This window comes from Segatella oulorum F0390 (assembly GCF_000224615.1).
In the GTDB taxonomy this organism is placed as follows: domain Bacteria; phylum Bacteroidota; class Bacteroidia; order Bacteroidales; family Bacteroidaceae; genus Prevotella; species Prevotella oulorum.
Window position 1 is genome coordinate 344,542 of the sequence record NZ_JH114216.1, and the last position, 23,951, is coordinate 368,492.

The 23,951-nt window shown below is 46.7% G+C and carries 19 protein-coding genes and 1 pseudogene; 2 read left to right on the plus strand and 18 right to left on the minus strand.

Annotation, left to right across the window (positions count from 1 at the left end):
* The 15 genes and pseudogenes from HMPREF9431_RS07835 to HMPREF9431_RS07900 form a co-directional block, all read right to left on the minus strand.
* Nucleotides 1–320, minus strand: a pseudogene (locus HMPREF9431_RS07835) (transposase); the annotation flags it as partial.
* A gap of 355 nt (nucleotides 321–675) precedes the next feature.
* Complete coding sequence (ftsZ, locus tag HMPREF9431_RS07840; RefSeq protein WP_004380692.1) at nucleotides 676–2,010, minus strand: cell division protein FtsZ; 1,335 nt, start codon at nucleotides 2,008–2,010, stop codon at nucleotides 676–678.
* A 48-nt stretch (nucleotides 2,011–2,058) separates the two neighbouring features.
* Nucleotides 2,059–3,510 carry a cell division protein FtsA gene (ftsA, locus tag HMPREF9431_RS07845; RefSeq protein ID WP_004380693.1) on the minus strand — a complete coding sequence of 484 codons (1,452 nt, stop codon included), beginning with the start codon at nucleotides 3,508–3,510 and terminating at the stop codon, nucleotides 2,059–2,061.
* 25 nt (nucleotides 3,511–3,535) lie between these two features.
* Nucleotides 3,536–4,672 (minus strand): cell division protein FtsQ/DivIB, encoded by a 1,137-nt coding sequence (locus HMPREF9431_RS07850; protein WP_004380694.1) that lies wholly within the window; start codon nucleotides 4,670–4,672, stop codon nucleotides 3,536–3,538.
* A 15-nt stretch (nucleotides 4,673–4,687) separates the two neighbouring features.
* Complete coding sequence (gene murC / locus HMPREF9431_RS07855) at nucleotides 4,688–6,067, minus strand: UDP-N-acetylmuramate--L-alanine ligase (protein WP_004380695.1); 1,380 nt, start codon at nucleotides 6,065–6,067, stop codon at nucleotides 4,688–4,690.
* Nucleotides 6,068–7,174, minus strand: a complete 1,107-nt coding sequence (murG, locus tag HMPREF9431_RS07860; protein ID WP_004380696.1) for an undecaprenyldiphospho-muramoylpentapeptide beta-N-acetylglucosaminyltransferase — start codon at nucleotides 7,172–7,174, stop codon at nucleotides 6,068–6,070. It abuts the gene before it with no gap.
* Between the two features lie 372 nt (nucleotides 7,175–7,546).
* Entirely contained in the window at nucleotides 7,547–8,824 is a 1,278-nt protein-coding gene (locus tag HMPREF9431_RS07865) for an FtsW/RodA/SpoVE family cell cycle protein (protein ID WP_004380697.1), read from the minus strand.
* Between the two features lie 162 nt (nucleotides 8,825–8,986).
* Complete coding sequence (murD, locus tag HMPREF9431_RS07870; RefSeq protein WP_004380698.1) at nucleotides 8,987–10,318, minus strand: UDP-N-acetylmuramoyl-L-alanine--D-glutamate ligase; 1,332 nt, start codon at nucleotides 10,316–10,318, stop codon at nucleotides 8,987–8,989.
* Nucleotides 10,319–10,320: 2 nt separating this feature from the next.
* On the minus strand, nucleotides 10,321–11,586 hold the full coding sequence (locus HMPREF9431_RS07875) for a phospho-N-acetylmuramoyl-pentapeptide-transferase (protein ID WP_004380699.1): 1,266 nt from the start codon (nucleotides 11,584–11,586) through the stop codon (nucleotides 10,321–10,323).
* Nucleotides 11,587–11,798: 212 nt separating this feature from the next.
* Nucleotides 11,799–13,253 (minus strand): UDP-N-acetylmuramoyl-L-alanyl-D-glutamate--2,6-diaminopimelate ligase, encoded by a 1,455-nt coding sequence (locus tag HMPREF9431_RS07880; RefSeq protein ID WP_004380700.1) that lies wholly within the window; start codon nucleotides 13,251–13,253, stop codon nucleotides 11,799–11,801.
* Between the two features lie 21 nt (nucleotides 13,254–13,274).
* The gene (locus HMPREF9431_RS07885; protein WP_004380701.1) at nucleotides 13,275–15,434 is read right to left on the minus strand and encodes a penicillin-binding protein; all 2,160 of its coding nucleotides are present in this window, start codon (nucleotides 15,432–15,434) and stop codon (nucleotides 13,275–13,277) included.
* The gene (locus HMPREF9431_RS07890) at nucleotides 15,431–15,976 is read right to left on the minus strand and encodes an FtsL-like putative cell division protein (RefSeq protein WP_004380702.1); all 546 of its coding nucleotides are present in this window, start codon (nucleotides 15,974–15,976) and stop codon (nucleotides 15,431–15,433) included. Before HMPREF9431_RS07890 ends, HMPREF9431_RS07885 begins: the two co-directional genes overlap by 4 nt.
* Complete coding sequence (gene rsmH, locus HMPREF9431_RS07895) at nucleotides 15,976–16,923, minus strand: 16S rRNA (cytosine(1402)-N(4))-methyltransferase RsmH (protein WP_004380703.1); 948 nt, start codon at nucleotides 16,921–16,923, stop codon at nucleotides 15,976–15,978. The genes HMPREF9431_RS07890 and rsmH overlap by 1 nt, the downstream gene beginning before the upstream one ends.
* 49 nt (nucleotides 16,924–16,972) lie before the next feature.
* The gene (locus HMPREF9431_RS12970; RefSeq protein WP_004380704.1) at nucleotides 16,973–17,143 is read right to left on the minus strand and encodes a hypothetical protein; all 171 of its coding nucleotides are present in this window, start codon (nucleotides 17,141–17,143) and stop codon (nucleotides 16,973–16,975) included.
* Nucleotides 17,144–17,332: 189 nt separating this feature from the next.
* Nucleotides 17,333–18,538 carry an SGNH/GDSL hydrolase family protein gene (locus tag HMPREF9431_RS07900; RefSeq protein WP_004380705.1) on the minus strand — a complete coding sequence of 402 codons (1,206 nt, stop codon included), beginning with the start codon at nucleotides 18,536–18,538 and terminating at the stop codon, nucleotides 17,333–17,335.
* Between the two features lie 165 nt (nucleotides 18,539–18,703).
* Here HMPREF9431_RS07900 and HMPREF9431_RS07905 point away from each other — a divergent pair, with 165 nt between their 5' ends.
* Nucleotides 18,704–20,092, plus strand: a complete 1,389-nt coding sequence (locus tag HMPREF9431_RS07905; protein ID WP_004380706.1) for a DUF5687 family protein — start codon at nucleotides 18,704–18,706, stop codon at nucleotides 20,090–20,092.
* A gap of 36 nt (nucleotides 20,093–20,128) precedes the next feature.
* A complete protein-coding gene (locus tag HMPREF9431_RS07910; RefSeq protein ID WP_004380707.1) occupies nucleotides 20,129–20,830 on the plus strand; it encodes an ABC transporter ATP-binding protein in 702 nt (233 codons plus the stop codon).
* A gap of 89 nt (nucleotides 20,831–20,919) precedes the next feature.
* On the opposite strand, the gene HMPREF9431_RS07915 is transcribed toward HMPREF9431_RS07910, so the two are convergent.
* From HMPREF9431_RS07915 to HMPREF9431_RS07925, 3 genes are all read right to left on the minus strand, one after another.
* Nucleotides 20,920–21,387, minus strand: a complete 468-nt coding sequence (locus HMPREF9431_RS07915; RefSeq protein ID WP_004380708.1) for a copper resistance protein NlpE N-terminal domain-containing protein — start codon at nucleotides 21,385–21,387, stop codon at nucleotides 20,920–20,922.
* Between the two features lie 126 nt (nucleotides 21,388–21,513).
* Complete coding sequence (locus HMPREF9431_RS07920; protein ID WP_004380709.1) at nucleotides 21,514–22,413, minus strand: helix-turn-helix transcriptional regulator; 900 nt, start codon at nucleotides 22,411–22,413, stop codon at nucleotides 21,514–21,516.
* Between the two features lie 43 nt (nucleotides 22,414–22,456).
* Entirely contained in the window at nucleotides 22,457–23,719 is a 1,263-nt protein-coding gene (locus HMPREF9431_RS07925; RefSeq protein WP_004380710.1) for an Nramp family divalent metal transporter, read from the minus strand.
* Nucleotides 23,720–23,951 lie beyond the last annotated feature (232 nt).

Genomic DNA, 23,951 nt, shown 5'->3' on the forward strand with positions numbered 1-23,951 from the left:
CGGTGGTAAGTCCCTTGGTATAAAGTTGATAAACCAAGGCAGCACGCTCTTCACATTCGCTACGAATAATCCCTAAAAAGTACGGGATAGAAATTGCCGCTACGGCTACGTGGAATGCGCAAGACGAACGTATAGCCCTTACAATACCAACGACGAGGACGAAAGCCATTGCATTGCTCATTTTTATTCGCTTTGACGAATAATTCGCGCTCATGGGCCATCAAAGAATTCATAATCAACGATTGAAGCGTGACAAAACCTTCACTGCTACTTGTGTAATTCGAAATAATTTCCGAAATTTGTCCTTGTGTAAGTTCCATATTCTTGTTGTTTTTTATTACTTAATGCAAAGATAAGAATTATGTCGAGCTTACACACTTTTTTAGACACTACCACGCATTTCGTTTGGGTAGGTAGGCTGTGTTTTTGCCAACCCAGGTAATCAAAAGCAGAACTAATTGCTACGTGGTAGGGGCATACTACACGGTTTGGATGCGGCCTATCGAAAGACATGCAAGCACTGCGCAACGCATTTCGTTTGCGAGAATTGGGCAAGAGAAAGAAAAGGCGATGGTGGGTGGGGAGGTAATGAGTGGGAAAGGGAAAAAGAAACGGGTGCAATGCAATACCAAAAGGTCGCGCATTGCACCCGTTTAGGTTGAAACAGAGCCGTTGTTAAGTGAAACTGATGATGCTCTGTGTGGGTTCACCCGTTGGCTTCTCCTCATTTTTTGCAGGAGGATCGCTCGGCGTTTGATGACGGATTTCTTCTAACATTTGCCGTGTGCGCTTGTAAGTGGGTGTGTTTTCAACAGCCAAAATCACGTCCTCGTTGGCCAAATCCTCGGGACGGAAGAGGAAAATGTGTGGGCGACGCTTATACTGACTGTTTTTCCCGATGTTGCCATAGTAGTGACTTCGTCGTTCTTCCCGTTCTGCACGCCGCTCCTCTTCTTGCGCCATTCTGTCGGCTTCTTCTTGGGTGTGCCTCTTTAAATGGTTGTTCATGCCGTCAACATCTTCAATGCCGAAGCCCGTAGCGAGGATGGTTATCTTTACTTTTTGGCCCAAGTCGGGGTCGATGACCACACCCCATTTCGTTTCATAGTCGCTATCAAAGCGTGCCATGAAATCGTTCACCTCATTCATCTCCTCCATCATCAGCGCCGAGTTCTGGTCTTTTTCATTGCTGAAACCCAAGCTCAGCAGTATCTTTTTGGCGTTGAAGATGTCGTTGTCGTTGAGTAGTGGCGAGTTGAGAGCGTCGTCAATGGCCTTCTTTACGCGGCCTTCACCTTCGCCATATCCGGTGCTCATGATGGCCACCCCACCATTTTGCAGGATGGTTTTCACATCGTTGAAATCAAGGTTCATGTAGCCTTCGTAGGTGATGATTTCAGCAATGCTCTTGGCAGCGACGCTCAAAGTGTCGTCAGCTTTGCCGAACGCGTCTAAAAGTGTGAGGTCGGGATAGATCTCTCTGAGGCGTTCGTTGTTGACAACCAATAGTGCATCAACGTGTTTGGCCATTTCTTCGACGCCGTCTAAGGCTTGATCAATTTTTCGAGCGCCTTCGAAGCGGAAGGGAATGGTGACGATGCCGACGGTGAGAATGTCTAACTCTTTCGAGATGCGCGCGATGACAGGTGCTGCACCTGTACCGGTTCCGCCGCCCATTCCGGCAGTGATGAATGCCATTCTTGTGCCGTCGCTGAGTATATTTTTAATGTCGTCCAAAGTCTCTTCGGCTGCCTCACGTGCCTTTTCGGGTCGGTTTCCTGCTCCCAATCCTTCCTTTCCCAACTGCAAACGCACGGGGACAGGCGAATTGTTGAGGGCTTGGTTGTCGGTGTTGCAGAGCACAAACGACACGTCGTGTATGCCCTTTTTATACATGTGGTTGACGGCATTTCCGCCACCTCCGCCGACACCAATCACTTTAATGATACTATATTTCTCTGGCGTGTCACCAAAATCTACCACCGTCATTTGTTTATTTTGTTCTGCCATATCTTTTTTCTTTTATACTGTAAGCAATCTTTTACGCAGGTAAAAGTTTTATTCGTCTTCTGAAATCATTTTTTGGAAGAATCCCTTCAGTCCCTTCATAGCCTTATGCAAGGTGCTGTTTTCGCGTCGTTCGCGTGCCAATCGCTCTTCTTCCCGACGTTGTTGCTCTAAGGCCGCTTGCATCTCGATTTCTTTTCTGCGGCGCTCTTCTTCCTCGGCCTTTTGCTTTTCGATTTCTGTGCGCACCACTCCGCTGCCCGTTGTCTCGTTGAGCGTGCGTGCTTTCTGATGCAGGTCGGTAGTGGTTGTGGTGGTCATTCCCTCTTGATTAGTGTTGAAAAGGTCGCTGGTGAGTTCGGGACCGGCGCAGTTCATATCGCCTTTGGCTAAGAGGGCCAAGATGGTATTCATCGTACCATCGTGCACTTTCAGTTCCTCGTTGTTTGAATTGATGTTGAAAGTGATGAATTTTGCTGTGCGGATTTTGTCGACATGCGTGTGGTTTCTGAATGCGGTTTCGATGTTTCTGAGGTTGCTTCCGCCGCCCGTTAGGATGATACCGCCCAAGAGGTTGTTGACATATTCGGCGGGCACTTGAAACCAAACATTCTCGATAATCTCCTCTACACGCGCCTCAACCACCTCAATAAACTTGCGGCTTTCAACCTGTCGTTCGGCATCAATGGGCAACATCAGCGTGTTGTCAATGTCGTTATTCTCGGTGTATGCGCTCGCATATTTGAGCTTCATGCGTTCAGCGTCGCCCTCTTCCATCTGCAACGATGCAATATCTTTGGTGATATTGGCGCCGCCCAACGGAATAACAGCCAAGTGACGTAGAATGTTCTTGAAGTAAACGGCAACGGTTGTCGTCTCGGCTCCGAGGTCAACCAATACACATCCCGAGCGTTTCTCGGCTTCGGTGAGCACGCTATCGGCCAGCACCATTGGGGCTAAATACATCTCGGCAATGGCTATTCCTGCCAAATCGAAACATTTATTGAGGTTGCGATAAAACGTTTTGTGCCACAAGATGTTGAGGAAATTGCCCTCTAAGCGGCTGCACTGTATGCCGATAGGGTCTAATTGGTATTGCTGATCCACCTTATATTCTTGCGTGGCTGCTTCCAAAATCTCCTGATCGGGATAGCTCATGGTGCGGTTCTTGTCCATGAGTTGGTTCACCATTTCTTGCGAAACGATGGTGTCGGCGGGCAGCTCTTCCACAATCACATTGCGCACACTGCGAATGGATTGCCCACCCACACCCACATAGACGTGGGCAATCTCGGCCTTTAAGTTGGCTTTTAATTTACTGATAATGTTGGTAAGGCTCTGCACCGTCTTATCAATATTATACACAACGCCTTTGCGAATACATTGTGAAGCATCTTCTTTCACCACAGATAACACGCTGATACTGCCGTCGAGGTTCTTCCTTCCGGCAATGCCTGTGATCTTCGTTGATCCTAATTCTATCGCAACAATAAATTCTGCCATGCTCTATTTTTTTATCAATTCAACATCAATGTTTCTTCGTTTTCTCTTTCTTTGGCTCGCCTTTCGTGTGAGAAGTCGTTTCTTTAGCCTTATCTTTCGTGCGCACTTTAGCCTTGTCGGCTGTGTGTGTAGAAGGTTTCTCTTTCGTTGTCTTCTCCGCATGCTGTGGCTTTTCCGTTTTCTTCTCCTCCTTTTTCTCAGCCTTTTTCGGCGTGGCCTCGTCTTTCTTTTCTTTCTCTGCCGTGGTGGTTTTGGCCTTTTCTTTCGATGCTTGCTCCTCCGTGGGACGTGCTTCTTCGTGCGTTTCGGGCACATCGCCAATCACATCGCTTTCAGAGAGCGTGTGCAGGTCGTCCTCTTCGCGCGCGGGCTTGCCATCTCTCCGTTTGCAAATAATCTGATTGTCAAACGCCAAGTTGATGTAACTATAGCGGTTCCAGCCAGCTTGTGAAAGCCCATAGCGGTAGAACTTCTCCAACCGATTGAGTTTCTTTTCGATGAAAGCTGTCACGACTGCGTTTCGCTTTGATTTGTATTTGTTATAAGGAATCGCACCTAAGCCCACGATGTGATGACCCACTCGGGGCACCAACTCTATGGTCTTGTCGGGCAACACATTGATTTGCTCAATCTGATTGCTCCACAGCGGATGGGCCATAATGGCTTTACTCATGGGCGAGAGATAATGGGTGGCAAACGGTTTTGAGATGTCTCCCGTAGCAATGATGAGGTCGCTGGTGTAGTGAGAGTTGGGCATAATGCAATCTTTATCATCCAAATAATAATCATCTCCATTGCTGGCTTTCACCCTTACGACGGGCATTCGCTGTGTTAGTGTGATGTTCACCGTCCCCCCTTCCGTCTTATAACATTCTGCGGTCTTCACAAAAGGGCTGGCTTTCAGCAGCTCTTCCATCTCGCGGAGGCTCACGTTGCGCATGGGTTGCGATAGAGGGTAGAGGTGTTCTTTCTCTAATCGGTTCTTAATCTCCTGCGCATTGATAAACCCATTGGTAGCCTTGTCTTGAATGTCGATATTCACCCGTGTGCACAACCGTTGCGATTCATCGGGCTTGTTGAAAGCCGTAAACGCCAAAACCAAATATCCTGCTAACAGAATATCGGTTGTGATGACGAGTGCTTTTTTCCAATGAATGCGCATGTTAAGCTGTTTGTACTATGGTTTTTGATTGATAATCTGTGCAATTTGCGGCACGTCGTTGTCTAAATTGCCTGCACCTAAAATCACCAACACATCGGTATCGTGTTGTTTCACAAACGCCAACACATCTTTCTTTTCAATGAGATGCTTCTCTACACCGGTGGCTAAGTTGTCGTAGATGAGCTTGCTCGTCACACCTTCGATGGGGGCTTCGCGCGCAGGATAAATCTCAGTGAGCACCACTTCGTCGAAGTTGCTCAACGCATGTGCAAAGTCTTGGTAGAAATCGCGTGTACGTGTGTAGAGATGAGGCTGAAAGATAGCCGTAATTTTTCGGTTGGGAAAGAGTTCTTTCAGGCTCTTTGCGCTTTGCAACACCTCTTTCGGATGGTGCCCATAATCGGATAATAACACATGCTTGTCGTTCTTAATCTTGAAGTCAAAGCGCCGGTCTACACCGCTATAGGTGCGCATGCCATACCGCAACTCTTCGGCCGTGCAGCCATTGAGCTGTGCAATCGCCATGGCAGCCACGCTGTTTTCAATGTTGATGGGGATGGGTTGGCCTAAACTGATGCCGCGAACCGTTTCTACAGACGACACAAAATCGAATGTAATCTCGCCATTCTCAATCACGATATTCTCGGCGTGAAAATCGCCTTTATCGCGGCTATAGCTATACACTTTCACACCTTCCTGCACATGTTCGTGCATGGCTAAGTCGGTGTGCAGCACCAAAGCGCCACCAGGTTGAATGAGTTCGGTGTAATGACGGAAGCTCTCCAAGTAGGCTTTCTCTGTGCCATAGATATCCAAATGGTCGGCATCTGTCGAGGTGATGACACTCATCCACGGGCGAAGCCAATGGAAACTACGGTCAAATTCGTCGGCTTCAATCACCACAAAGTCGCTGGTGTCAGAAAGAATATAGTTTGTACCATAGTTTTTAGAGATGCCTCCTAAGAACGCATTACAGTCCAAATGGCTCTGGTGCATGATGTGGGCACACATCGTAGAGGTGGTGGTTTTGCCATGCGTTCCGGCAAAACATAGCCCACGATGTGCTTGCGTTAGGCGTCCCAACACCTGTGCACGTTTCTCCACTTCGAAGCCATTTTCTCTGAAAAACACCAACTCCTGATGCTGCGAAGGCACGGCTGGGGTGTAGACAACCAATGTGGTTTTGGGGTTCTTACAAGCGTGAGGAATCTCGGCCACATCTTCTTCATAGTGTATCACCATGCCCTCTTTTTCAAGTTGATGGGTGAGGTTTGATGGCGTTTTGTCATAGCCAGCAACCACTAAACCACGCTTCATAAAGTAGCGTGCTATTGCACTCATACCGATGCCTCCGGCACCAATAAAGTAAACGGCTTTAATGTCTTTTAATTCCATCTATTGCAAAGCTAATCGAATTACCTCATCTGCAATGACGTCTGCAGCGTTGTTTAATCCGAGTTTTAATATGTTTTCTTCTAAATGTTTCAGTTGTTCGTCATCGTGAACTGCCCCAATGGCTGTTGACAAAAGCACATCGGGTGCCTCGCTGTCTTTCACATAAATAGCAGCACTTCGGTTCACTAAGGCCATCGCATTCTTCGTTTGATGGTCCTCAGCTACGTTGGGTGACGGCACCAAGATAACGGCTTTCCCTATCAAACAGAACTCGCTGATGCTGCTGGCACCTGCTCTGCTGATGACAAGGTCGGCGGCTTTGTAGGCATCACCCATATCAGCAATGAAGTCCATCACCTTTAAGTTGGGCAGATTGTGACCTTCGAGCTGCTGCAAAATGTGTTGGTAATAAAACTTTCCCGTCTGCCAAATGAATTGAACATCGCTGTTTTTAATCACGTCAAGATGATTCAACATGCTATCGTTGAGTGTGCGTGCACCCAAACTTCCACCTACTAACAAAATGGTTTTCTTCTGTTCGTCCAAGCCAAATTTCGCTCTTGCTTCAGCTTTTGTGAGCGAAACGTTGAGCACATTCTGCCTTACGGGGTTGCCTGTCAGTATGATTTTCTCGGCAGGGAAGAAGCGTTCCATGCCTTCATAGGCTACACATATCTTCGAAGCTTTCTTTGATAGCAGCTTATTCGTTACACCAGCGTATGAGTTTTGCTCCTGAATCAAGCAGGGAATGCCTTTCGATGCACACACATTCAGGGTGGGGCCACTGGCAAATCCGCCGACACCTACGGCCACCATGGGCTTGAAATCGCGAATGATTTTGCGAGCCATGCGTTGGCTTTTCCATATCTTGTAGAGCACAACGACATTCTTGAGCAGGTGCTTTCTGTCGAAACCTGCAATGGGAAGTCCTTTTATTTCATAGCCGGCAGCGGGCACTCTTTGCATCTCCATTCTGCCCAACGCACCCACAAACAACAACTTTGCATCGGGACGTTTGGCTTTGATGGCGTTAGCAATCGATATGGCCGGGAAGATGTGTCCGCCCGTACCGCCACCGCTAATGATAACTCTTAATTCTTGCTCCATTACGCTTTGTTTTTTATATTATTGCAAAAGTAATCATTTTTTTTAGTTCTTACTTATTTTGCCGTCTATTAATTGTTAAATAGGGCATAGCAAGTGTGCGCACTGTTCATGCGGGTTAGTTGGCGCATACCACCGTTGTGCAGATTTTGGTCCTCTTAAAGAAGTTGCGGGTGCATCTTCATTTTCGGCCATAGCCTAAGCCCATAGCTGACAGTTGATGGAGGAAAGCAAAGAAAAGTGTGCCATATTGGGGTGTAATCTCATGGCAATTCTATCACAATCTCTACTGAATTACACGGTAAAACAGCCCACTTTGGTTACCTTTATAAAGCATTGATTTCCAAAGCCTTCCCTAAATGCCCGCACCTTTGCTTACACGGTGGCTGAAAGTTGGGCAGCCTTTGCCTTCGTAGGTTCGCTTTCTCCCCGCTTTTTAGCAGAGCGACTCACACTTAAAATCACACCCACATAGATGCAATTAATGACCGAAGAGGTTCCGCCTTTGCTGATAAGGGGGAGCGGTTGTCCCGTAACGGGCACAATTCCCACGGCCACACACATGTTAAACAGCGCTTGCGTCACCAGCAACATGGCCAACCCCATGGCCAAAAGGGCAGGGAAATAGTTCTCGCAGCGACTGGCTATGCGTCCCGTTCTAAAGAGAAGCATGATATAAAGCACGGCCACAAACACGGCGCCTTCGATGCCCAACTCCTCGATAATGATGGCATAAATGAAGTCGGAGAAGGCTTGTGAGAGGAAATCGCGCTCCACACTGTTGCCCGGTCCCTTGCCAATAATGTTGGAAGAGGCAATGGCTATGTTGGCATGTGCTACTTGAGCGTCTTTATCTAAGTCGACATCTTCCGGTGCAATCTCTTTGTGTTGGGCAAACTTATCGATGCGCGATTTCCACGTATCTGCACGGTGAAAAATCTTTCCAAAGAGGCCTTCTTCGCGCGAATCGGGCTGAACTTGCTCCGTTAACACCTTGTCGTTGTCTTCATTCTGGGTGTCTTTGCCCACCAACATGACGCCTGCAAACACCAATAACATGCCTAAAACGACCACACCGACTAACTTTCCGATTTGCCGCATGGGCACTCTTCCAATCAACATCATCATCAACACCACCAAACTAAGCAAGGCTGCGGTGGACAAATTCTCTAAGGCTATGAGTGGAATGATGAGGAAACAAATGCCTAAGATGTATTTAAAGGCAATCTTATCGGCACCATGGTCGGTCTGAAGTGCACTCAAAATCTGCGCAGTGGCCAACACTACGGTGCCTTTTGCAATCTCTGATGGCTGAAATTGTATGCCAATAAAGTTCACCCATCGTTGCGCTCCGTTGGTCGATTGTCCTGCAACAATCACCCAAAGCAGGGTGAACACCGAGAGGAGAATGAAGAAAGGGGTGGCAATTTTGAAATACTTACACTTGATATTGAGCACCACCACCATGCTGAAGAAACCGAAAATGAGGATGCCGATATGCTTGATGAGGGGCGAAAAATAGCTGCCTCCTTTGTAAGTTAATTCGGAAGAAGCCGAAAAAACCTCTACGATGGAGATGATACATAGGAAGAAAAATATCATCCATATCACCTTATCGCCTTTGAAAATGTTTCCAAGTGTTTTGCTGTTCATTGTGTTGAAAGCTGTGAAAATCGGTCAAAAAGCGGCAACAAGCGCTTTGTTCAGTTGCTTTTTCTGCCCGCTATCGGTCGTGTTCTGCGAGCATGTTTGCCCCATGTGGCGATAGATGCGGGCGTGAAGCCGCCTTGAATGATTCTTTAACAGCACTTTCTTCTATAAGTTTCTAACTAATGTTTTGAATTGTTCTCCGCGATCTTCCATATTTTTAAAGAGGTCGAAGCTGGCACAACAAGGGCTTAACAGCACCGTTTCTCCAGGCTTTGCCATCTCAAAGCAGGCTTTAACGCAGTCGCTCATGCTATGGGTATCGCGCACAGGCAGGCCCAAATGGTCGAAATTGTCGTGCAATTTTTGGTTGTTTGCGCCTAAATAAACCAAGCCAACGCATCGCTCTTTCACCAAAGGCAATAAGGGTTTGTAGTCATTACCCTTATCTCTTCCTCCAAGAATAAGAATGGTTGGGGTGGTCATACTCTCCAAAGCATACCAGCAAGCATCAACATTTGTGGCCTTAGAATCGTTGATATAGAGCACATTATTCACCTTGCATACCTTCTCTAACCGATGTTCTACGCCGGGAAAGTCGCTTAAACTCTGGCGAATAATGTCGTGAGGTATGCCCACAATATTGGCCGCTAAACCAGCTGCTAAGCTGTTATAAAGGTTGTGTTTGCCGGTTAATGACAGCTCGCTTTGCGGCATTTGGAACGTTGAAGGGTATGCCAAGGTGTATTGTTCTTGTTCGATATAGCCCACAACACCATTCTCTTTATGCGCTGCAAACGGATAGGTTTTTGCATGGACAGCATGCTTTTGCAGCTCTTTTGCAATCACGGGGTCGTCCTTCCAATAGATAAAGCTGTCGGCTTGTGTTTGGTTTTGCAAAATCCTTAGTTTCGCTTCGGCATAGTTTTCAAAACAGTTGTCGTAGCGATCTAAATGGTCGGGAGTGATATTCAGCAGGATAGCAACGTCGGCTTTGAACTGATACATGTTGTCTAATTGAAAACTACTCAGCTCAATCACATAGTATTCGTGGGGCGATTCGGCTACTTGTAGGGCCAAACTATGACCGATATTACCGGCCAATCCCACGTCTAATCCCGCCGTTTTAAAGATGTGATAGATGAGCGATGTCGTAGTGGTTTTACCGTTACTTCCCGTGATACACACCATTTTTGCATGCGTATAACGCCCCGCAAACTCTATTTCACTGATGATAGGTGTGCCTTGTTGCATGAGCTTTTGCACCATAGGAGCCTCTTTTGGAATGCCGGGACTCTTGATAATCTCGTCGGCATTGAGAATCTTTTCAGCCGTGTGTTGCCCCTCTTCCCATTCAATGTGGTGGTCATCGAGCAACTTTTTATAGGGTTCTTTGATGGCCGATAGGTCGGAAACAAACACATCAAACCCTTCTTTTTGGGCCAGAACGGCGGCTCCTGCGCCACTTTCTCCGCCACCTAATATAACGATTCTTTTCATTGTTATCTAATCTTTAATGTGATAATGGTGAGTGCTGCCAAGATAATGGTAATGACCCAAAAGCGTAAAGTGATTTTCGCTTCGTGCTTAGCACTATGGGGAGCGGTAATCAGATAGTGACAATCGGGATCCAACTGGTCGTCGGTTACGCGGAAATTATCGTGTATCGGCGTTCGTTTGAAGATGCGTTGTTTCAATCCTTTATGCTTACCTATCTTATAATAGTACACCTGAAGGATGACACTTAAGCTCTCAACGAAGAAGATTCCACAGAGGATTGGTAGCAAAAGTTCTTTGTGAATGATGATTGCACTCACTGCAATGATGCCACCAATGGTAAGCGATCCGGTGTCACCCATGAACACTTGTGCAGGATAAGCATTGTACCACAAGAAGCCAATCAACGCGCCAATGAAGGCGCACATGAAGACAACTATCTCTTCGGATTGCGGAATATACATGATATTTAAGTAGGCTGCGAATTGGATATGACTGCTCACATAGGCCAAAATGCCGATAACAACCCCGATAATAGCCGAGTTCCCGGCACACATTCCATCCATTCCATCGTTTAAATTGGCACCATTGCTCACGGCGGTTACAACGACAATGGTCATCACAACAAACAAAATCCAGCCTGCTGCAACCTTGTGTTTGCCGCAAAAGCTCATGAGATTGCTGTAACTCAGGTTATGTCCTTTGACGAAAGGAATGGTTGTTTTGAGCGATTTATGGGCTTCACTGCGATGCTTTACGATGACATTCTCTTGCCGTTCTATGGCGATATTCTCATTCATTTTCACATCGGGCGAGGCCCAAAGCACTAAACCTACAATCAAGCCTATGCCCACTTGTCCCACGATTTTGTACTTGCCTTTCAGCCCTTCTTTATCGCGTTTGAAGATTTTGATATAGTCATCCATACCGCCAAGAAAGCCCAACCACACCGTAGTGATAACCATTAAGATGAGGTAGATGTTGCGCAAACGTCCTAAAAGCAGCACGGGAACCAAGATAGACAGAATGATAATGACGCCACCCATCGATGGAACTCCAATCTTTTTCACGCCGAAGGGGTCGATCGTGGCGTCGCGTTGGGTTTCGGTTATTTGCTTCTTCTTGAGGTATTTGATGAAGCGTTCGCCAAACCATGCCGATATAACCAACGACAAAATCAAGGCTAACAGCGACCGGAAAGAGATGTAACCCCAGATATGGGAGCCGCTGATGCCGTATTGTTCTAAGAACCTAAAGAGATAGTATAACATGTTTTTTATTCGATTTTAACTGTGATGAAACAAGCGTTGCCAACGCATGGTGAAACTGTTGTGCAGAGATGGCCTCGCAATAAGTATCAAATCGTTTGGCAATTTGGTGCAAATTGTGGCGCAATATAGCCCATTTTACCCAGTAATATGGGCCACTTTTTTGAGATATTGCTAACAGTTTCATTTCCAAACCATTGCAAACGTAAACAAGATTACTGCTCTTTGAAGATGTCTTGCAGCACTTCTTTGTCGTCAAAATGGTGTTTCACGCCCTTGATTTCCTGATAGTTCTCGTGACCTTTTCCAGCTACAAGGATGACATCTTCTTTCTGTGCCATCATGCAAGCCGTGCGAATTGCTTCGCGTCTGTCCACGATAGCAAGCACCTTTTTCATTTGTTGTGGGTTCAAACCTGCGAGCATATCGTTGATAATGTCCTGCGGATCTTCAAAGCGTGGATTATCACTGGTGATGATAACCTTGTCGCTTTGCTTCACAGCCTCTTGCGCCATGAGGGGACGTTTGCCCTTATCTCGGTTGCCGCCTGCACCACAAACGGTGATGACATGGCCTTTCCCATTGAGCACTTCGTGAATGGCTTTCAGCACATTTTCAAGTGCATCGGGCGTATGGGCATAGTCAACGATGGCCGTATAGCCCTCTTTTGAATGGATAGGTTCAAGACGTCCGCTCACACTATGCAGCGTACTCATGACCAAAAGAATCTCTTCTGGCGACTTACCTAACATGCGGGCTGCACCATAGACGGCCAAAAGGTTGCTTACATTGAACTTACCGATGAACTGAACGCCCACCTCTCGGCCATCAATCTCAAGGTACATGCCTTCGAAATGACACTCTAAGATGCGCGCTTTGAAGTCGGCCGGTGCTTGAACAGAGTAGGTTTTAACCGTGGCTTTGGTGTTCTGCACCATCACAAGTCCGTTCTTATCGTCGGCATTGGTAATGGCAAAAGCCTCTTTTGGCAGCCCATCAAAGAATGCTTTCTTTGCATTTCGATAGTTTTCAAACGTCTTATGATAGTCTAAATGGTCACGCGTGAGGTTGGTAAACAAGCCTCCTGCAAAGGTCAAACCGCCGATGCGCTTCTGATGAATGGCATGACTTGAACATTCCATAAAGGCATATTCGCAGCCGGCAGCCACCATTTGGCTCAACAATTCATTGAGCTCTATGGGGTCGGGTGTGGTATGATCGGCCGGAATAACTTCATCTTCGATGTAATTACATACGGTAGAGAGCAGCCCTACCTTATAACCGAACTTGCGAAACATGTTATATAATAAGGTGGCGATGGTGGTTTTCCCATTCGTTCCCGTCACCCCTACGAGCTTTAAGTGTTTAGATGGGTCACCATAATATAAGGTAGCCACCTTGCCAACGGCATCTTCTGTGTCGGCAACCTGCACAAAAGTTACGCCTTTTGCCAAGGTTTGGGGCAAAGTTTCACACAAGACTGCCGTGGCACCTTGCTCAATAGCTTTGTCGATATACTGATGACCATCCACTTGTGTGCCCTTAACGGCCACGAAAAGATGTCCATGTTGAATCTTGCGTGAGTCGATATTCACGCCTTTAATCTCCATTTCTGCATCACCAATCACCTGCAAAGGTGTGATGTTGCGCAGCATTTCGTTTAATTTCATATCTTTATTTCTATTGATGTTCTATTCTAATGTTAAGACAATGTGCATGCCTTTTTTAATCCTTTGGCCTGCTTCGATGTCCTGTTTTACAACAGTTCCGCGCCCAATAACCGTTGTTTTCACGCCTCTACTCTCTAACAAATAAACGGCATCTCGCGCGCCCATGCCCACAACGTTGGGCACAATGTGACGGCGTGGCGTTGGGGTTTGCTCCAAGGTGATGGCCTTTTGATGAGGATGATGCTCGGCTTTTCCCCAAATAGGATTGCCATTGGCATAGCTTCCACTCCAGTTTTTATTGGCATTAATGCCCAAATGCGACAACACATAATCGGCAGCTAAGACGTTACCTGGCTTCACATCGGGTGTGAATACCGATGAAGCGTCGCGTGCATCAGCCACATCTAAGCGCAGACTCTGCGCCATAATGCCTTCTGCAATGTTATGAAACACGACACCACTCATACCGCCTCCGCTGGCAGGAATACCCGATTTCTGAATACAAACGATGCAGCTATAGCGGGGATTATCAGCAGGAAAGTAGCCCGCAAAGCTCAAAAGATAGTTCACTCCGCCATTCTTATAACCCTGAACTCCTTTAGACATTTGCGCAGTTCCCGTCTTTCCGGCGACTCGGAACGATGGAGAACCGGCCTTTTTGCCTAAACCTTGGCTCACCACATGGTCGAGAATGGTCTGTATTTCGTGCAGGGTCTTGGGCTTACAGATGCTGCTTCGCATCACTTCTGGCGGGAAATCAATGATGACTTCACCATTCTTTACCACCTCTTTTACAAACCTTGGGCGCATCATTTTGCCGTTATTGGCAATTGCATTGTAGAAAGTTAGCGTTGAAATCGGTGGAATTTGCGTCTCATAACCAATGCTCATCCACGGTAAAGCCGTGTGACTCCAGTTCACCCATTCGCCTCTATTGTTCTTCTTTGGCATGCGAATTCGGGCAGGAGATGCACCAACAAGCGGTATTTTTAAGTCGTCAGCAAGTCCCGTTCTATAGATACCTTCAACAAACTTTTCCGGGTGATTGCGATAGTGTTCGTCGATAATTCGGCTCACACCTATGTTCGAACTCACCATTAAAGTCTGTGGCAATGTGAGCAATCCATAGCCACCTCGTCGCCAATTATGGTCTTTCATCTCGCGTCCATACATAGGCCATGTGCCCGAACCCGTTTCAACTTTGTAGGTAGTATCCACCACACCATCGTCTAAAGCCACCATGATGGAGGCCGTTTTAAACACAGATCCGGGTTCCAAAAGGTCGCTAACGGCGTGGTTACGCACCTCCCGATACGCACCATCTACGCATTTTTCCATGTTCACAATGGCTTTAACATCGCCCGTAGCAACCTCCATAACGATGGCAACCCCTACGTTTCCGTTGATGAGTTTCAACTCATCTATGACCGAACGTTCTGCTAAGTCTTGCATGCCTACATCAATAGTGGTCACAATATCAGCACCATCAATGGGCGGAGTATCCATGATATTGAGGAACTTATTGAGCACCTTTCGGCGATGAATGATACCATTACTGCCGCGAAGAATAGAGTCATAGGACAGCTCTAAACCAAACCTTGCCGTGTCTTTTGCACCAAACATGGCACCAATCGTGCGCCCTGCTAATGAGCCATAGCTGCGCTTTCGGGCATTATATTCTTCAACATGAAAGCCACTTTTATTAGGAGAAAGGTTGAAAACAGGTAGCGCCTTCACCTCGGTGTAGGTGTTATAATCCACTCGTTTGTTCCAAATGGCCCAATGCCGACTTCCTTTTCGCTGCCCTTCTGTCAACAAATGCTTGAAGGCTGAGGCAGGCTTTTCGGGGAAAATGCGGTTTAACCCCATACAAATCGAGTCGAGTTTGCTGCGCCAGAGCGAATCGTTTTTGGCCTCTTCCAAGGCTTTAAAGTCCATGAAGAGTTTAAATTCGGGCAGCGAACTGGCCATGAGTTGTCCGTCACAACTCAAGATATTGCCTCGAATAGGCTTCACACTTACGCTGTCTTTCTTCACGCGATTGGCCACTTGTTGCCAATAATCGCGTTTCGCAGTCATCAAATAGAGCGCTTTACCCAACACACCTATCGCAACAATCGTCATCAAAATGGCGATAACACTATAGCGCAGCATCACTTTGTTTTGATTGAACTTACTCATTCTTCGGGCACATTAATGATGTAAGGTGGCTGTGTTGCAATCTTCAGCACACTGTCTTTGTTGCTCTTTAACAACTCTAACACATGACTTTCTCTGCTCTTTTCCGTCAGCTGACTGCTGCTTGAGAGCGCTTTATACTTAGCATCTTGCAGCTCGTTTTGCAGCCGATCAATCTCAATGAGGTCTTTCTGTACACTGTAACGGTTGGCGATGTAGAAGATAAGAAACAGGGTAATGAGCAAGAACACGCCGATCTGATTGCGCATGGTCTGCGTGGTGAGGATGTCACCACCCAAGATTTTCTTCAGCGTGAAGGTGAAAGCCTGCGGCGATTCGCCCTCAATGGCTTGCTTTTCGATAACCTCTTTCAGCGAAGGTGCTTCCTCTTCGTTAGGCACAGCAGCAGCCTTTGCCTTGCGAGGACGCTCTTTCAGCCCCTCCTTCAACAAGGTTTCATCTGATGTTTCAGCACCATTGGAGATGGATTGCTCAACAATCGACGTGATTTTGGGTGTCCCTTTCGGGGCAATATCTTCGCTCATCATTTCTTTTCTGCTATCCTTAATTTTGCACTTCTGCTTCGAGAATTCTCACGCTGTTCATCGCTATCGGGCACAATCACCTTGTTGTTTACCAACTTTAGCGGTGTCTCCATGCGGCCATAGAAGTCAACTTGCCGTTCGCCTGCAATGTTTCCGGTCTTCATAATGTTCTTCACCATGCGATCTTCTAACGAATGATAGGTGATGACACATAACCTTCCGCCGGGTTTAAGACAGTCGATGGCTGCCAAAAGCATGTCACTTAATGCCTCCATCTCGTGGTTTACTTCAATGCGCAACGCTTGAAACAGGCACGCTAAATCCTTCTTTTCACGTTCACGTTTAAAGAATGGCTCCACCACATGCAAAAAATCTTGTGTCGTTGCGATGGGCTTTGTTGTGCGAGCCGCCACCAATGCCGCAGCAAGACGACGCGAATTTTTCAGTTCACCATACAGATAAAACACCTTAGCCAACGCTTCTTCGGCATAAGTGTTCACGATGTCGGCGGCCGTTTTGCCCTCACGTTTGTTCATACGCATATCTAATGGCGCATCAAAACGGAATGAAAAGCCACGCGATTCGTCGTCAAAGTGGTGACTCGAAACGCCCAAATCGGCAAGCAGTCCGTCGATACCTTCTACGCCATAATAGCGCATCCAATTGCGCAAATAGCGAAAGTTGCTGCGCACAAAGGTAAACCGTGGGTCGTCGATAAAGCGCTGTTGACCACCCGTTTCCAACTGAAACACATTCTTTTCGGCATCGGCATCCTGGTCGAAACTATAGAGATGGGCGGTCGAATCCAATCGGGAAAGCAATTCACGGCTATGCCCTCCGCCCCCAAAGGTAGCGTCAACATAAACGCCTCCGGGGCGGATGTTCAACCCATCAATGCTCGGTTGTAAGAGCACCGGCACGTGATAGCCCTCTATTGTTTTAACCATGACCTTAAAAACCCAAATTAAATGTTTGTCGTTGCTGTGAAAACCATGTCTACTTCTCGCACATCAAGTTTTGCCGTGTGCCGACAAAGTCATTCGCATGGGCGCAATCTTCTTTTGCACTTCCTTTGGCATCCATCTTGATTTCGCAATGACCTAAGAAGTGCGTGTGTACATATTGAATGAGAATCTCGGCTTCAAAATTACATAAAATTCTCCACATCGCCCCACTTTTCATCACAAAATCATTTGTAAAGTGGGCTTCTTTATGCGGTAAAGTGGCCTACTTTACATGGCAATGTAGCCTACTTTAGTGGGTAAAGTGGCCCACTTTACTTTCGGTTCTGTTTGCACCTTCGATTAAAAGGGCGTTACTATTCGCCCAAAAAGCCTGCAACTTGCTGTGAAAAAGCTATTTCAAGCGCTCTGCAGCATATTCACCCATCGCACGATAACCTTCGGGATTGGGGTGCAACCAATCGCTCTGCCATTGCTTTTGCAGACGCTCCGGGTCGGCAGGGTCACGCAGAAGCTCGTCAAAATCTAAGATGCCATTTACGCGTTCGCGTTGCGATCGAATCCATTGGTTGACGGTTTTGCGCGCTGCTTCGTGGAAAAGCGAGTAATAACTCGCACCTTTAAACGGCGTAATGGTGCACAGGAAGATGCGCAGATTGCGGGCTTTCGCCTTAGTAATCATCTCATCATAGGCGTTAATCAAGTCGGCCGCCACGCGTTCACTCGCTCCTTTTGAAGCCGCTCCTATATCGTTTATGCCTTCAAAAATCACCACAGTCTCGATGCCTGGCTGCATTAAAATGTCACGATTGAAACGTTGTTTGGCCAAAATGCCGAAACCTCCCGCCACTGTTACGCGGTTATTGCCGATGCCTAAATTAAGAATTCCGCGCGTTGTCACGCCATGTCGTTTCTGTAATTGCTCTGCTAATACGTCCGTCCAGCGATTGTTTGCGTTGTCAGTGGTGCCCTTTCCATCGGTAATCGAGTTGCCGATAATCCCTATAGCCTTAGCCGTGAGGTCGAAAACGGCTATCGAAGCAATGTTAAACCAATGGTTTTCGCGAAACGAAGGCGCAAAGTTGCTGCGTGCGGTGCTCACACCTTTGAGGATATAAGAGGTGGTACGCGAGCCCATGTGCACCGTAGGAACGGCCGGAGCACGCCCATAATTCATCGTGATGGCGACCTTTTCCAAAGGCAGAAGGTCGAAAGAAAGGGCATCACTTACAACGCGTTTCCCTGCCGGAATCGTTACTTGTGTCTGCCCGTTAAACAGCAAATATTTAGCCGTTTGGGGCACAATGGCAAAGCTATCGGTGGCATGTGCAATGTAAACCGAACGAATGGTGAGCGGTTCGCGCGAAAGTTCGTTGCTAAGTTCCAAACGTATGAGCTTGCCACCAATCGAAACTTTCACCACTTGTCGCACCGAACGATAGGACAAGTTGTTGTTATAGGGCATGAAACTCTTCACAGGGTGTTGCTGTGCTGTGGCCCAAGTGCCCACCCAATGATCGCCGGTTGTCGCACGTTCCATTTGTGCTCCTGCGGCAATAACACTCCCCACGAAGCACAACATCAATAGCATTCTCTTCATTTTCTTTCTATGTTGTTATCCAAATTCAAGGTGCAAAAGTAGAGTTTTTTATGAGGCTATGGTTATAAAATAGCGTTAAAAAAGCACCTTTCTATGTGAAGCCGTGAAAAATGTTTAAGGAAAAGTGTTACCTTTGACACATCTTTTTAACAACATCAATATAAAATGCTGAAAATCTTATTACTTCATTGGTGGACCATCTCGCGCCGAACATTCGACTGGAAACGCTTAGGTATCCTCGCTTATATCGTGTTTTGCTTTGCCATTGGGTTGTGGGCAGGCTTCAAAGAGGGTGGCAGCAACTGGTCATCTTTATTCCATCATTCCGATAGCATGTATTATATTGTCCCGCTTGTGGTGGGTCTTTCGGTGACAGAGGTGCTGATGAAGCTCGTGATGAAGCGCGATGTGGTGGGCATGGATGACTATGTGCGCACCAAACCTATTGCGCGTCACACCTGGAATATGTTTCTCTTGGTGCTTAATTTGGTGGACTATTTCAACTGGTTCATTCCCATTGTTGTGCTCATTGTGGCGTGTCTTGGCCTGCCTTTGGGCTATGCGCTGCTCGCTTTTGGTCTTTCTTTGCTCATCAGTATGACCGATGGGCTGCTCATTACCGCACATCGTCTGACGCAAGGGTGGATGTATAAGTTGGTATTGTGGTTAGCTTGGTTGGTTTATTATGTAGTGGCTGCCTGCTACATTGCGTTGCTCATGCCCCTGCTTTCACCCGTTTGGCGCGTTGTGGGATGGGCTTTCGTCACATTGTTGTTTGCTGTTTTGCTGTTTATTTATATGTGTGGTGTGCACAATTATGCTGATTACGGACAGCAACGCCCATCATCCGTCCGCCTCACGAGCCGCAGTTTGTTGGGCATGGAATGGCTGATGCTCATGCGTGTCAAGCGCCTCCGTACAGCCTTTTTGCTGCTTTTGCTTGTTTTTACGCTGCAAGTTTATCTCGGAAGAGCATCGGATGGCTCGTCATTTCATTTGGAGGCATCGCGTCAAGCCTATCTGTTCATTCCCATTTTCTTTCCGTCTATGATTTTAGGGCAATATATTTTTGGCGTCGAAGGCAATTTCTTTCATGGGCTGTTGACAAAGCCTTTGCTCATAGAAAGAATGCTTCGGCGCAAGTATCTGTTCTTCATACAGCTCAATTTGCTGTCGGTAGTGGTGCTATTGCCAGGCGTTTTCTATGGCTATTGGACGCTGTTGCAACTGCTTTCCTTGTTCATCTTCAGCGTGGGGTGCAATTTGTTGTTCTTCCCTACCTGTCTTTTTTCACGGCGATTAGACCTCAGTGGCTCGGCTTTTTTCAACTATCAGGGAGCCAGTTGGAGCATCAATTTGTATAGTTTGGTGTCACTTTTGCCCCTCGCCATCGTCTTTCTGCTCTTCGCATTCATTCATTCCATGTTTGTTGTGCAAGCAATTCTGGTGACGATGGGTTGCTTATTGTTGTGCCTTTCGCCCATAGTGTTGCGCGTATTGGCGCGGCGTTTCATGGCCAAGCGGCATCAACGCATGGAAACATTCAATCAATAAACCCTTTTATTCACAACAAAAAAATCATCAAAGACAATGGATATTCAAATTCAACTCCTTCAAAAAAGGTATGGAAAGGCCATGGTTGTCAATATTCCTATGCTCACTTTAAAGCAGGGTGAGTTAGTAGGTTTGGTGGGAAACAACGGTGCCGGCAAGACAACACTCATGCGTTTAATCCTCGATTTGATTGAACCGACGCAGGGCTTTGTGTGTAGTAATGGTGAAAAAGTAAATGAGACAGAGGCTTGGAAACACTATACGGGCTCGTTTATTGATGGGCGTTTCCTCATAGAACTTTATACACCCGAAGAGTATTTCCAATTCATTGCAGCCGTTTATGGCATTGATGATGCCACTCTGCACGAGCGTTTGGCCTATTATGCACCGCTTATGCACGACGAAATTCTCGGGAAAAAGAAATACATTCGCGATTTTTCGCAGGGCAACAAGCAAAAGATTGGCATCATTGGAGCAATGCTTATTCATCCACAAGTGCTCATACTCGACGAGCCTTTCAACTTCCTTGACCCTTCATCGCAGATACAAGTGAGCAAATTCATCAAGCGAATCAATGAGGAATTGGGCACGTTAGTGCTCCTATCGAGCCATAATCTTAACTTTGTGGCCGACATTTCATCGCGTATTCTGCTGATGGAAAAGGGCGAAATCATTCAAGATTTGCCCAATCATGATGGCAGTGCGATGCAAGCTTTGGCCGACTATTTTGGCGAATAGATGGCAAACAAGCATCAAAAAAAGGTTCACATACGCTCGCATGTGAACCTTTTCATGTAATAATTTTTATTCTAATACAAAAAAAGCAATTACTTTTTGAGTTTCAAATCATAGTTCAATTTTGAAGCAGCTTCTTCAAAGTTGCTGTTAACCAAGCGCAGAGTGCTGTCGTTAACGACCTTCAAAATAGTCTCACCTGAACCATCTGACGCAGGAAGTTTGTAGAAAGTGCCTTCTTTTCCGGCAACAGTCTTCTTCACAACTTCATACTTTCCTTTGCTTTCTGAAACTTGATCTTTGCCCTTTTCAGCCTGAAGATAGGTTGTTGTGAGGCGGAAACCCTTAGAAGAATCGTTCACACAAGCCAACTGATACTTAATACCTGGGCCGTCAGCTGCAGGAACTGTACCCTCATAAACTACTGAATCAGTAGCTGCTGAATCTTTAGCTGTTGAATCATTGGCACCAGCATTAGCTGCTGTTTTACCGTTGTTTTGGCAAGCTGCAAAAGCAACTCCTGCCGCAAGCAATACAATTGCATTTCTAAATTTTTTCATAACTCTAAATGTTTTATCAAAAAAAGATGCGCAAATTTAGCCATTTAACCCAAAACAAACATCGGTTTTGACTATAAAAATCGTTAACAGTGCTAATTTGTTTAATGGCAAAACCGTCAGACAACATTACGTTTCGCGTTGCAATAGCTTCTGAATGCGCGTGTGGAGATAAGCTTTAAAGCCCTCATCTCCTTCTACTTCGATGTCATCATAAAGCCCAATGACAAACCTGCCCACACCAATATAGCTGGCCACGAGTGTCTGAAGCCGCCAATGATAGTCGTCGATGGGGGTGATAAACGAAACGGATTGTGGATATTCTTCCGTCAGAAGGTGGTAGGCTAACTGCCCCATAATGAGTGAAACGCTATGCAATTCTTCGGCACAGAAACCGAAAATATCGGTAAAGAAAGGCCGATGTTCAGCCTCGCAAGTCCAGGTTTCCTCATACACCTCTACACGACCAATGCGCGATAGCTTGAAGGTTTTGTTGCATTTCGACGCATATTCATAGCAACGCACCTCTTGATCGTTGTTCAACAGTGCAAAAGGTTCCACCTTTCTATCTTTATATGTGTGGCTATGGGGCGACGAATAGTGATGCAGGCATACCACTTTATGGGTTCGAATGGCCATGGAAAGGTCTTCCAAATGTTGCTGTTGCTTGCGTTTGTAGCGCGAGTCGGTGTATAAACGCAGGTCGTAAGCGCGAGCCAACTTCTTTTGTATCGATTGCAACAGCGTCTTCTTTGCCCCCGAGGACTCTGCCAATTCATACATTGTTGCCGCCTCCTTACCGGTGAAATTCAGTGCTATTGCTAAGCGTTCAAAGAAAGGTGACTGGAGCGAAAGGCGGTAATAATCGCCCTTTTTAATCACTTCAAAACCATAGTCGCGCAAGAATTGCAAGTAATAATACAGGTTGCGACGCGTGCAATTCAACTGGTTGCACAGGTCTTGTGCGGTATAATCGTTGCCATCCGTCATCAAAAGGATCAGCGTTAGCTCATTACCTAATTTCTTCATCGTTTTCTTTTAGGGTTCTTTGGGTGGGAGTCTGCGTTCTGAGTTAGCCGACACTCTCAATCAATAGCCATATATTGAGGGCCGTTACCAATGCAGCTAAAGAATAAAGAAAAGCGCTGTTCAACCGGCTATTGGCATATTTTCCCATCACACGTTTGGAGGAAGTGAGACTCACTTGCAGGAAAACCGTGAAAGGAAGCTGTATGGAAAGCACCATTTGCGAAATCAACAGCCCCTGAAAAGCATTGCCGATGAAGAAGATAAGCAGCAGGGCCACGCCCAATGACAGCACGATTCCAACAATGGAGTGGGTGTCTTTGGCATTATACGACTCGCCAAACAGACCCGAAAAGATGCTGCCTGCCGCCATACCACTGGTGATAGTGCTCGATATTCCCGCTAAAAGTAGGGCAATAGCAAAGATGTTTGCGGCGTTATTTCCCAGCAAAGGATGCAGCATTGCCTGTGCTTGTTGCAACTCATCCACCTGCTGACCGTGGGCAAAGAAAGTGCTGGCTGCGAGCAAAATCATAGCCGAATTGATGGCCCATCCCACAATCATAGAGAATAATGTGTCGACAAATTCATATTTTAACATGTGTTGAATGCGCGCATCACCTTTCAAATGAATTTCCCTACTCTGCACCACTTCGGAGTGAAGAAACAGATTATGGGGCATCACCACCGCGCCCAACACACTCATAATGATGAGCAACGACCCCTCGGGAACGCTTGGAACGAAAGCACCGGCAATGGCTTTAGGCCACTGAATGTCTACTAAAAACAGCTCATAGATGAACGAAAGGCCTATCATCGACACAAAACCAATGATCGATCGCTCCATCTTTTGGTAACTATTGGTGAACAACATCACGAGCACGGCTATCGTTGTGAGCACTGCACCCGTTGGAATCGCTATGCCAAAGAGCATCTGCAGCGCAATGGCACCACCTAAAATTTCGGCCAATGAAGTAGAGATGCTGGCTAAAATGGCCGTCACGATGATGGGTTTTCCCACCCATTTCGGCGAGTATTTCACGGCCGCTTCACTCAAACACAGGCCCGTCACGATGCCCAAATGGGCTACATTGTGTTGCAAAGCAATGAGCATGATGGTGGAAAGCGTCACTACCCATAGCAAAGAATAGCCAAAGCTCGAACCGGCAGCAAAGTTACTGGCCCAGTTTCCAGGGTCGATGAAACCCACAGTAACCAGCAACCCCGGCCCAATATATTTTAAAATGTCTAAACCACCCAACACATGTGGGTGATCACGACGACGCAAATCTTTCAAAAAATTCTTCATAACCTTCGGTTGTTATTCTATTTTCGTGCGCCCCGTTGGAGGAGTTTCTTGGCAAGATACCCAACGATTGAATTGCTTCCCCCTGCACGTTGCGGTCGCATTGTCCCCAAAAAGGATGCTACAAAGTTACGACTTTTTTTAATAGTAGGCGTGCGTGATGTGCCGAAAGCCATTTTTATTTGTAGAATAACGTATGCTGGATGAGATGAAATGGGTGCCGATGTGCCTTCGA